This window comes from Streptomyces sp. SCPE 10 (assembly GCF_051980735.1).
Classification (GTDB): domain Bacteria; phylum Actinomycetota; class Actinomycetes; order Streptomycetales; family Streptomycetaceae; genus Streptomyces; species Streptomyces misionensis.
Map to the genome: position 1 here is coordinate 254245 of NZ_CP197069.1, position 11614 is coordinate 265858.

At 72.0% G+C, this 11614-nt stretch carries 7 protein-coding genes; 3 read left to right on the top strand and 4 right to left on the bottom strand.

Annotated elements, in window-relative coordinates; genetic code table 11:
• Positions 1-177: 177 nt before the first annotated feature.
• From ACSP97_RS01145 to ACSP97_RS01155, 3 genes are all read right to left on the bottom strand, one after another.
• A complete protein-coding gene (locus ACSP97_RS01145) occupies positions 178-4791 on the bottom strand; it encodes a caspase, EACC1-associated type (protein WP_440556092.1) in 4614 nt (1537 codons plus the stop codon).
• A 3-nt stretch (positions 4792-4794) separates the two neighbouring features.
• Complete coding sequence (locus ACSP97_RS01150) at positions 4795-5187, bottom strand: effector-associated constant component EACC1 (RefSeq protein ID WP_355147393.1); 393 nt, start codon at positions 5185-5187, stop codon at positions 4795-4797.
• Between the two features lie 220 nt (positions 5188-5407).
• Positions 5408-6268 carry a helix-turn-helix transcriptional regulator gene (locus ACSP97_RS01155; protein ID WP_364726619.1) on the bottom strand — a complete coding sequence of 287 codons (861 nt, stop codon included), beginning with the start codon at positions 6266-6268 and terminating at the stop codon, positions 5408-5410.
• A 441-nt stretch (positions 6269-6709) separates the two neighbouring features.
• On the opposite strand from ACSP97_RS01155, the gene ACSP97_RS01160 reads away from it, so the two are divergent.
• The 3 genes from ACSP97_RS01160 to ACSP97_RS01170 all read left to right on the top strand — a co-directional run bounded on the left by ACSP97_RS01160 (position 6710) and on the right by ACSP97_RS01170 (position 10925).
• Positions 6710-8197, top strand: a complete 1488-nt coding sequence (locus tag ACSP97_RS01160) for a UbiD family decarboxylase (protein ID WP_382014182.1) — start codon at positions 6710-6712, stop codon at positions 8195-8197.
• A 488-nt stretch (positions 8198-8685) separates the two neighbouring features.
• Positions 8686-9420 (top strand): dienelactone hydrolase family protein, encoded by a 735-nt coding sequence (locus ACSP97_RS01165; RefSeq protein ID WP_364726616.1) that lies wholly within the window; start codon positions 8686-8688, stop codon positions 9418-9420.
• 332 nt (positions 9421-9752) lie between these two features.
• Positions 9753-10925: a beta-ketoacyl-[acyl-carrier-protein] synthase family protein gene (locus ACSP97_RS01170; protein WP_440558535.1), complete on the top strand. Its 1173-nt coding sequence runs from the start codon at positions 9753-9755 to the stop codon at positions 10923-10925.
• Between the two features lie 121 nt (positions 10926-11046).
• Here the strand turns inward: ACSP97_RS01170 and tpg are convergent, their stop codons facing one another.
• Entirely contained in the window at positions 11047-11604 is a 558-nt protein-coding gene (tpg, locus tag ACSP97_RS01175) for a telomere-protecting terminal protein Tpg (protein ID WP_355526346.1), read from the bottom strand.
• Between the last annotated feature and the right edge of the window lie 10 nt (positions 11605-11614).

Below are 11614 nucleotides of genomic sequence, written 5' to 3' on the forward strand. Positions count from 1 at the left end.
GCGCCGGCCCGTCGCCGCTGTTCGGCGCGGCGGAGCCGACCGCCGGACCCGCCGGGGTCCCTGACGGGCCGCCGGTAGCCCGCCGGTGGATCGGTGGACGGCTCGACGGCCTCCACGCGGCCGGCAGCGGTGCCGCTGCCGGTATCCGTCTGACCCGGCGCCCGGCAACGGGCTTCGTCAGTGACCGCAAGGGCGTCGGTACGGGGCGATCCTTCCGACGGTGCTCAGCCACTGCCGTTCGGTGATCACCTGGTGGTTCGCCGAGCACATGCGGTCGTAGACGTCGTCGGCCTGGTCGCTCATGAGCAGGACTCCGGGCCGGTTTCCCGGCAGGATGGTCTCCGTCAGCGCCAGCGTGCGAGCGTCCGGGCTGAACTGCACGTCCATCGCGGAGACGCCCGCGAGCGTCCCCAGATCGTTCGGGTCGTGCTTGTCCCCGACGTCCCAGAGCTGGATCTCGTCGACCATGTCGGCGTGCGCCGCGACGAAGCGGCCGTCGGGGCTGACGACCAGTTCCGAGACGCGGGCCTGGGCGGGGAGCACGCTGGTCTTCTGCGGCCGTGCGCGACTGCCGACGTCCCACAGGGAGACGCTCTTGTCGTTCTTGGTGGCGATCGCGAGCGTGGTGTCGTCGAGGAATCCCGCGCTGTTCGTCTGGCCGTCGATCTGCGCGGGTGTCCCGGGCCGTCTGACGTCTTTGATGCTCACCAGCCGCAGCGGCCCCTCGAAGGACCACAGGGCCAGCATGCGGGTGCGCGGGTCGAATGCCACTCCGGCGATTCCCCCGTCGAAGTGCTGGAGAGGGTCGCCGCCCCGGGACGGCCGTCGCACGTCGTGCAGGTCCCAGAGCCGGGTGCCCCCGTCGTCGTATATCAGCAGGGTGGTGGGGTCCAGGAACTGGAGCTCGACCTCGGAGTCCTTGCCCGTGGCGTGCAGCGGGATGGTGGCCGAACGGCTCGGCCGGCGGGGGTTGGTGATGTCCCAGACGGTGGCCTGCGAGTCCGTGGCGTTCCCGGCCACGAGGGTTCGTCCGTCGCCGGTCACGGTCGCCCCGCCTTCGGCCCGGAATGTCGACAAGTGCACGGGGTGTCGCGGATCGGTCAGATCCCACAGGGCCAGGGACGAGGAGTCCTGCGACTGGCTGATCAGCAGTCGCCCGTGCGGGAGGAACACCGCCCGTGTCCACGGCCGGGGCAGGCCGGCGGCGAGTGCAGGGCGGTGCGGATCGGAGATCTGCCAGATAGCGGCCGTCTTCCCGGCGACCGCGGAGTCGTAGTCCGCGCTGACCGCGATCAGCCGGCCGTCCTCGCTGAACGCCTTGCCGGGTACGCCGGACCCCGGGCTGCTGATGGTGCCGGGCAGCGGCTGCGCCACCGCTTTCGACCACAGGCTGACCATGCCCTTGTCCCCGCCGCTCGCGATGACGGCGCCGTCCGGGCTGCTCGCGACCGCGTACACCGGCACTTTGCCCGGCAGGCTGTTGAACAGGTCGATCCGGCTGCCGGAGCCGGAGCCGGTGATCTCCCAGTAGTCCACCGTGCCCGTCGAGTTCGCCGCCGCGAACCCGGATCCGTCCGCGGTGAAACTCAGTGACATGACGACCGAGTTGTCGTTTCCGCTGAAGGTTTCCACGTCCCTGGTCGCCGGATGGCCGGGATCGCGCACGTCCCACACCGCGATGGAGCCCAGGGCGCCACCGGCGGCGAGCAGGTCGCCCCGCCGGCTGAAGGCCAGGCTCAGGGCCGAGTCGGCATCGCGCATCGCCAGCAGTTCGGGCTTGTGCGGGGCGGTGACGTTCCACAGCCGGACGGCGGCCGAGTTGCGCCTCCGGCTCGTCGCTCCGTTGGCGGTGGCGAGCACCTTGCCGTCGGGGCTGAACGCGACCGCGGTGACCTCGTTCTTGCCGACCGCCAGCGACGTTTCGCCGGGATGCGCCGGATCCCGCACGTCCCACAGCTGGACGGTGCCGGTCGCACCGGACGCGGCGACCGTGCGGCCGTCGGCGCTGAACGCCACCCTGGGTACGGCGTCCGTGTCGGCGGGGCTGCCACGCACGGCGCGTACGACGGGATGGCCGGGGCTGCGCACGTTCCACACGGAGAAGGACCGCCACGTGCGGGCGGCGAGGAGGCTTCCGTCGGGGCTGAAGGCGATGGCCGCGGTGCCGTCCGTGTGCAGCACCCCGCGCGGTGCGGGCCGGTTGGGATCGGCGACGTCCCACAAGCGGATCGTCCGGTCCTTGGAGGAGGTGGCCAGGAGGCGGCCGTCGCGACGGAACACCGTGTCGAGCACCCGGTCCGTGTGGCCTTTAAGCGTGACGGGATAGCGGGTGACGTAGGAGGCCAGCAGGCTGCTGCGGGCCTCCTTCGTGGGGGCGAGTCCGTACGCCGCCAGGGCGAGCTGCCGGGCGGTGCCCGGATCGCCGTCCCGCAGCTGGTCCGCGAGCTGGGCCAGCTGGCGGGAGGTGATGAGGTTCTGGCGGTGGGCGGCGGTGCGGTACTGCGTGACCGCGACCAGTCCGCCCAGCAGTGCGGCCACCACCGCCAGGGCGATTCCGGCGAGGCCCCATCTGCGGCGCCGTTGCGCGGCGAGGCTCGCGGTGAGGAAACGGCGTTCGTGCGGAGTGAGCGCCGCCTCGTGCTGCGGAGCGGCGAACCACTGGCGGGCCGTGGCCAGCCGCGTTCCGCCGTACAGCAGTGTCCGGTCGCGGCCGGCGGCCTGCCAGTCGTCCGCCGCGTCGGCGAGCTGCTGGTGCACGAGCAGGCCGGTGTGGTCCTCGTCGATCCAGCGCCGCAGCCGGGGCCAGACCCGCAGCAGTGCCTCGTGCGCGATCTCCGCGCGGTCGCCGTCGAGCGTGATCAGGCGCGCTTCCGCCAGTGCGTCGCGCGCCGAGACGAGAGCGGCGGCCTCCTCGGGCGGCCGGCTGGCCAGCAGCTCGGCGAGGGAGATGCGGCGACGGGTGTCCTCGGTGCCCTTGCCGACGTGCACCATGCGCAGCAGGAGTGTGCGCGCGGCGCGGCGTGCGTCCGGGGACAGACTCTCGTAGACGGTGTCCGCCTGCTGGGTCACGGCGTTCCACACCCCGCCGGTGGCGGCGTAACCGGCGAGGGTCAGGGTGCGGCCGCCGCAGATGGCCCAGGTCCGCTGCAGCGCGTAGGACAGCAGGGGCAGGGAGCCGGTGCCGAACGCGGTGGCGTCACCCGGATCCTGCCGTGACCCGATGTCGCGCAGGACGGTGTCCGACAGCCCGGCTTCCAGTCGCAGTCCGGTGGCCTCGGCGGGTTTCTCGATGGCGTCGCGCAGTTCGTCCGGGGTCATCGGGACGACGGGCAGCTGGCGTTCACGCAAGGCGGCCGCCAGTTCCGGATAGGTCAGACAACGCCCGTAGAAGTCGGCGCGGACACCGATGACGACCATGGCGGGCGGGGGCTGGGAGGCGTCGGACGAACGACAGGCGGCGCCGAGCGCCTTGATGAAGGCGCCTCGCTCGTTCTCGTCCGGGCAGAGGGTGAACAGCTCCTCGAACTGGTCGACGAGGAGCAGCAACCGCCCGCCCGGCGCATCCCTGCCGCCGGATGCGACGCGCAGCGCGCGCCGCACCAGCTCGCGAAGGCGGTCCGGGTCTTCACGCAGCCGCGCGGCGCACTCGTCCGGGGTCGTCCCCGCGATCGGGGCGAGCCGCCGGGCGAGGGAGGCGAGCGGCTCCGCACCGGGCGTGAGGGACAGCCGGGGCCAGGTCTGCGACCCGGGGATCCGTAACCTGCCGTGCTGCACCGCGGGCAGCAGTCCGGCGTGCAGCAGCGAGGACTTGCCCACCCCGGACGGTCCTACGACAGCGATCGGCCCGCCGGTGTCCGACGCCTGGGACATCGTCCGCAGCAGCTCGGCGACGAGTCGCTCCCGGCCGAAGAAGTACGGCGAGTCCTCGGCGGTGAACGGATGCAGCCCCCGGTACGGGCAGGGTGGCGGGGGCTGCCCGTCCTGCTCGGCTTCGTCGGGCGCGCCGGTTTCGGCCGCTGTCGAGGGGGCGGTGGCCGCCGGGTTGGGCGCGAGGACCAGGTCTCCCGCCCGGTCGCTGAGGTGCCGGTGCGGTGCGGGCAGACCGCGTCGTGGCAGGACCTGGCACAGGCGGCGGTAGACGTCCTCGGTCGTCAGCTGCGGCAGGCCCGCGGGGTCGCCGTCTCGCAACAGCTCGATGAGCGCTCCGGTGAACGCGGTGTACCGGTCGCCCTCCGGGGCGAGCGACTGCTCGTCGGCCGACGACGACGCCAGGACGTACGTCCCGCCGAGCGAGGCGAGTTCGAAGGCGTGCGCCGCCGCCGTTCCGAGCGCGCCGTGGGCCCGGCCGGCGAAGCAGCAGTCCAGCACCACGATCACGGACCGCGCCCGGCAGCCGCTCAGCGCCTCCCGCAACGCCTGGTACGGCAGCGCCTTGAACGCCAGCCCGCCGACCAGGTCCTCCGTGGCCTGCGTGGCCAGGTACAGCTCGTTGCCGGGGCTGACGAGGCCATGGCCCACGTAGTGGATCAGCAGGACGTCGGTGGCCTGCTGCGCCACCTCGGTCAGCGCGTCGCCGAGCACGATCGGATCGCGGGGGTGGAGCAGCGGCCCGCCGCCCCACAGGTTCTCCGGAGCCAGGCCGCACCGCTCGACCAGCAGCCGGGACAGGTCCTCGACGGTCCTGTCGACGGCGGGCACATCGGGGAGCGCGGACCCGGGCACATGCCGGCCCGAGCCCACCACCAGGGCCCGCGAGCCGGGCGAGGCGAGCGCGGTGGGCGGGACCACCATCGCTCAGCTCTCCCGCGGGGAGTCGTGGGTTCCCGGCCCGTCGAGCGATTCCGACAGCCGGCGGGTCAGCTCGGTCACGTCCTGCGGCGTCAACTCACGCACCGCCGGGGCCTTCAACTCGAACGACGCCCCGTCACTGCGGCGCACCGTGAGGGTGAGGCCCCCCGAGCGGCGACGGATCCAGGTGATCAGCACGCTCGCCAACGCGGTGGCGACGCCTCCGGGTCCGAGCGCCACGGAGAGCGTCTCCAGTGCCGAGCCGAGCGTCCCGGGGGCGGGCGGGGCCGCCTCCAGCCGTACCCGGCCCCGCAGGGACGGATCGGCGACCAGCCATGCGTGCAGGGAGCGCAGTTCGTCGGCGGCTCGCCCGCCGTCGACCGCGACCTTGACGTCCACTTCCCCTCCGGGCCACTCGTCAGGCACCCAACGCCGAGGGCAGTACCGTGCGCCCCCGCGACCGCCATGGTGTCATGCGCAACATCGTCACGAGCAAGCCATACGGCCAAATCCGGCCGAGCGTGGGGAGGTTGGCGCGATCGTTGTGCGGTCGCAGGGCCGGGGCGCGCAGGTTCCCCTTCCGTGAGTGCGGCTCACCGCCGGATCGGGCCTGCGCTCCTCAAGCGCGGGCGCGGAACGCGGTCGGTGTCTGCGCGGTGCGGTGGCGGAAGAATCGGGCGAAGGCCGTCGCGCTGGGGAAGCCGAGCCGTTCGGCGACGGAGGCTGCCGGAAGGTCGGTGTGCAGCAGCATCCGCCGGGCTTCCAGCAGGACCCGGTCGTCGATGAAGCGTTTGGCGCTGAGCCCGACGGCCGCCTGGGTGACCCGGCTGAGGCTGCGCACGCTGTAGCCGAGCCTGGCCGCGTAGTCCTCCACCCGGTGGGTGCGGGCGAAGTCGTCCTCCACGGCCTGGTGGAAGCGGTGGAACGCCTCGCCGCCCGCGGCGGGGGCACGGGAGGTGGCCGGCAGGTGGGTGAGGCGCAGCAGGAGGACGGCCAGGAGGTGGCGGACGACCTCGATGTGGGCCGAAAGGGGCAGGACGCCGAGTCGCCGGTACTCGTCCGCGAGCATGCGCAGTGTCTGGCGCACGGGCGCGTCGGCCTCGGCGGGCAGGGTGACGGGCAGTCTCCAGGCGCGCTGGTCGAGGCCGATGGCCGTGACGGTGTCCGGTTCCAGGGCGTGGGCCATGAAGAGCACCGCCGTTCCCGTGGTGTCGAGGGTTCCCGATCCCAGTTGCAGGACCTGCCCGGGTCGCACCCACAGCCAGGCGCCGGTGGTCACCACGCATTCGGTGCCGTCGACCGCGCACACCAGATGCCCGGTGTGGACCGTGAACAGGATGTGGTGGTCGGGGCGCACGGGCGTGAAGGCGCCGCCGACGCGGCGGGCCGTGCCGTCCAGGAGGTCGGGCAAGTCGAGCACCTGCACACCGGGCAGACTCGCGGGCTTGTGCGGGAAGGCCAGCTTGGGGATCTCTGCCATGCGGACGTCTCCTTTTGCACATCATGCGGCCGTTTCTCTGCCCGAATCAGCCCTGCGGCCTGCCTACAGTTTAGAAAACGCCTGGTGAGAAGCACGGTGATGATGCGCCGGGACCACATGGCGCCATGACCGAACATGTCCTGTTCGCGTATCGGGGCCTGTTGCACGAGCGGAGAAGAGGAGCATCGATGCGGCTGATCGTCGGGATGGCAGGAGCTACGGGAGCCGGGCGACCATCGAGCTGGATCGACCTGCCCGATCCAAGGGCACGGCGCTGGGCGGGCATGCGCGTGGCCCGCGCCCCTCTGCCTGCTCCCTGACCGGGCCGCACCCACGCCCGTAGCCGCACCGCGACCACACCTGCGCCCACGGCCACGGGCAGGCCGCGCTCGCACGGCCACGCCTTCCGCCGGACATCCTTCGACCTCGGAAAGACCTTTCATGACACAGCACGGTTCCGCTCTGCACTTCCGCGATTTCCTCGACGAACTCCTCGACCGCGGGGACGCGGTCCGGATCGACCGAGCGGTGGATCCGCACCTGGAGGTCGGCGCGGTGACCCGGAGGGCCTACGAGACCCATGCCCCGGCACCGCTGTTCACCTCGCTCCGCGCCGGCGACGCCGGTCTGCGCATCCTGGGCGCGCCGGCCGGACTGGGTTCCGAGGAGCGCGGAACCTACGGCAGGATCGCCGCGCACGTCGGTCTGCCGCCGCACAGCACGCCGCGGGAGATCGTCGAGAAGCTGGTCGCGGCGATGCGTGCCGAGCCGGTACCGGCGCGGCCCGTGCCCACCGGACCGTGCAAGGAGAACATCCTGGTCGGCGACGACGTCGATCTGGAACGGCTGCCCGTTCCGCTGCTGCACCAGGAGGACGGGGGCCGCTATCTGGGCACCTACGGCTTCCACGTGGTGCGGAGCCCCGACGGCGAGTGGACCAGCTGGTCGGTCGCGCGCACGATGCTCCACGACCGCAACACCCTGGTCGGTCCCGCGATGCCGCAGCAACACGTGGGAATGATCCGGGAGATGTGGCGCCGGGAGGGCAAGCCCACTCCCTGGGCCATGGTGCTGGGCGCTCCCCCGGCCGCGCTGGCCGCCGCGGGCATGCCCCTGCCGGCCGGGGTCAGCGAGGACGGCTACGTCGGCGCGCTCGCCGGTGCCGGGGTCGAGGTCGTGCGGACCGAGACGAACGGACTGTACGTGCCGGCGAACGCGGAGATCGTGCTGGAGGGCCACATCAGCGCCGACGAGACCGGGCCCGAGGGACCGATGGGCGAATACCACGGCTACTCCTTCCCGCACAGCAAGCCGCAGCCCCTCTTCCACGTGGAGGCCATGACCTACCGCGACCAGGCGGTGCTGCCCGTGTGCGCCGCCGGTGTCCCGCCGGAGGAGAACCACACCATCTGGGGCACGATGATCGCCGCCGAGGCCACCGGTCTGCTGCGCTCGGCCGGGCTGCCCGTCGATCTGGCCTGGTGCCCGTTCGAGGCCGCGACCTGCTGGATGGTGGTCTCCATCGACCGCGAGAAGCTGGTGGCTTCGCGGACCACGCAGGACGAGCTGGTGCGCGAGGTGGCCGAAGTGCTCTTCGACTCGCACGCCGGCTGGCTGGTACCCAAGGTGATCCTGGTCGGCGACGACATCGACGTCACCGACATCCGCCAGGTCGTCTGGGCGATGGCGACGCGCTACCGTCCCGGCACCGAGTACACGTTCCCCGAGGCGCCGGGCATCCCGATGGTGCCCTACCTCACCGCCGAGCAGATCCGCGCCGGTCACGGGGGGAAGTCCGTGACCAGCTGTCTGCGGCCGGAGGAGTTCACCGGAACCGTGCGTGCCACCACCGCGTCGTTCGCCACCTCCTACCCGCCGAAACTGCGCCGCAGCGTGATCGCCGACTGGGCGGCGTACGGCTACCACTGACGCCCGGCCCCTTCGGGAACCGGCGCACGGGTGAGTCCTCCTCGCTCGCCCGCACGGTCCACTGATCGGCGAACCAGCGCACGAGCTCCCGGGCCCGCGAGCGGGCGGTCACGCCGCCTCCCGGTGCCGCCGACACATCAGGACGCTCCGGCCTGCCGGGGACGCTACCGCCCCCGTCGCACCGGTCCGCAGGCGGGAGTTCGTCCCGTCGCGGCCGGCGGAGGCAGGCCGGCCTGGATCGTCGGAAGCCCCGGCTCGGTCGTCCGGCAGCCGACGGCTGGCAGCGGTCCCATCCGGTGGACTACGTTGTGCGGTCATGACCACCGGGACGGCATCTCGCCACACACGGATTGGCGACCCGGTGCTCTCCTGAGCGCCGTACGGGCCGTCGCCGGCCCTTTCGCGGATCGAGGATCTCGTGCCGCCGCACGGGCTCCGCCTCCGTCGTGTTGACCACGAGCTCGACTTCCACCACGACAGGAGAATCCATGCCCAGCAGGACGTTGCAGATACCCACCGCGGACGGCCTGGCCGACGCGTTCGTCGCCTTCCCCGACGGCGGCGGGCGCCACCCGGGCGTGCTGATGTACGCCGACGGCTTCGGCATCCGGCCCGTGCTGCGGGAGATGGCCCGCGAACTGGCCGCACACGGCTACTACGTGGTCGTCCCCAACCTCTTCTACCGGCACGGCCCGGCCCCGCTGATCGAGCTTCCCGAGTACATCGGCGCAGAGGTCCGGCCCTCGGTCATCGCCCAGGTGATGCCCATGATCCAGGCGCACACCACGGAACGCGTCCTGAGCGACGCCGACGCCTATCTCGCCTTCCTCGCCGCTCGGCCCGAGGTCGGCACCGGACCGGTCGCGGTGACCGGCTACTGCATCGGCGGCCTCCTGGCGACACGCACCGCCGCGGCCCACCCCGGCCGGGTGGCGGCCCTCGCCGCGTTCCACGCCCCGGTGGAGGCCGCCGGACCGGACAGCTTCTCGAAGCTCACCGCCGAGGTCCACTTCGGCCACGCCGAAGGCGACTTGACGCCCGAGGCCCTCCGTGAACTCAACGACTCCCTGGACGCGGCGGGTGCCCGCTACACCTCCGAGATCTATCCGGGCACCGTCCACGGCTTCACCATGGCCGACACCGACGCGTTCAACCCGGCCGCACTGCAACTGCACTGGGACCGTCTGCTGCCCCTTCTCGCCCGAACCCTGCCGAAGAGCTGAGGCGTCGGCCCGGACCACCCGCACCGAGGCGCGAGTTCAACTCCGGCACCAGAACGGGTGCCCGTGGCGGCGATCGACGGTTTCGCCGCCACGGCCCGCTGCCTCGGCTCGCGTGCGCGGGCGCACAACAGGTGGTGCGCGATGCGTCGCCGTACGACTTGTCGGAACAGCACAAACGCCGGGCGTTGAATCGGTTCGCCTCCACCCCTGATATCCCTTCTGAACACTGGAATGCTCTGTGAGCACACCTCAGACGCTATGTAGTATCCGCACAACTCAAGGAGGCTGGTGTGACCCGTAACGGTCAGGTGCTGGTGACGGGCGTCGGTGCGATGACGCCGCTGGGAGCCGATGCGCCGTCGTCGTGGGCGGGGCTGCTGGACGGCAAGTCAGGGGTGCGGTTCCTGACGGAGGAGTGGGCCGCGGACCTGCCCGTGCACGTCGCGGCCGGCCTCACGGTGGACCCTGCCTCGCTGCTCCCGAGGACCGAGGCCAGGAAGCTGGACCGCGGCGAGCAGATCGCCGTCCTCGGTGCGCGCGAAGCCTGGCAGGACGCCGGGGCACCACAGGTCGACCCGGAACGGTTCGCCGTCGTCATCGGTACGGGTACCGGGGGCGTCCTCACCACGCTGGGACAAGACGACGTGTTCGAACGCGCCGGGGTTCGCCGGCTGTCGCCGTTCACCGTGCCCATGCTGATGGCCAACGGGCCGGCTGCCTGGGTGAGCATGGACCTGGGCGCGAAGGGAGGCGCCAGGACCCCGGTGAGCGCCTGCGCGTCCGGGGCGGAGGCCCTCGCCCTGGGACAGGATCTGATCCGCGGCGGGCGGGTGGACGTGGTCGTCGCAGGCGGGGTGGAGGCGTGCCTGCACCCCTTCACCATCGCGGCATTCGCCCAGATGAAGGCCCTCTCGACACGGTCCGTGGACCCGGAGGCCGTGTCCCGCCCCTTCGACGTCGACCGATCCGGGTTCGTCATGGGCGAGGGCGTGGGGATGATGGTACTCGAACGTGCGGAGTTCGCCCGGTCCCGTGGAGCACGCGCCTACGGCACGCTGGCCGGGAGTGCCGTGACTTCGAGCGCGAACCACATCACGGCGTCCGACGCGGAAGGCCAGGCTCTCGCCATGGAACTGGCGTTGCGCGACGCCGACTTGTCCCCGGCGGACATCGGAGTCGTGCACGCCCACGCCACCTCCACGGAGACCGGTGACCTGGCGGAGGCCGAGGCGATCGGCCGAGTGGTCGGCAGTCACACCGCTGTGACAGCGACGAAGTCGATGACCGGCCACATGATGGGGGCGTCCGGAGCAGTTGGCGCCATGGCCGCCCTGCTGGCGCTCAAGGACGGCACGGTGCCGGCCACTCGCAATCTCGACGAACTCGACCCGCGTGTGGAACTGGACGTGGTGCGCGGCCGGCCACGCACCGGCCAGTGGTCCGCTGCGTTGGCCAACTCGTTCGGGTTCGGCGGACACAACGTCAGTCTCGTCTTCACCGCATGACGGTGTCGCCTTGACCGTCACGCCGGACGGCAGGCACTCCTCACGCCGGTTGCCGTACCGGAGCACGCATCGGATCCTGCAGCCGCCGCCGCGTCTCTGCCCCGCGTTGCCAGGTCCCCGGCTACAGCTCGAACTCGACGTGCTCGACGTCCGTGAGGCGGACCTCTTCCAGGCTTCCGGCGCGGCGGCCACTGTCCTGGAAGTACACCTCCTTGAGTCCTTCGGCGGCGATCCGCTGGAGTTGCTGGTCGCCGGCGCCGGCCTGCTGGGCGTCGAAGAGGCGGGCCGCGTACTGCGGTGGGAGCGCGACGGTCAGATGCCGGACGCGGGCGTCGTCGGTGGATCCGACGGGCGCGGTGTAGCCGATCCTGGCGCGGGTGTCGATGACGATGCCGCCGGTCGTCGCCGCCGTCTGCCGGGCCCTGGCGCGGATCTGGGGCTGCCAGCGCTTGTTCACCTCGCGTTCCAGGCGGGCGGCGAGGTCGGGGCGGGGCTTCTTGATCTGGTCCTTGACGTACCGTTCGACGGTGCGCTGGGAGACCCGCAGCAGTTGGGCGACCTGCTTGGTGCCCTTGAGCTGCCTGACCAGGTAGCGCATCCGGGCGGGTGCGCTCTTGGGCGCGGGACGGGTGAACGCCTTCTGCACGGCGGCTTCCAGGCCGTCGCCGAACAGGGTCATCGTCGTCTCC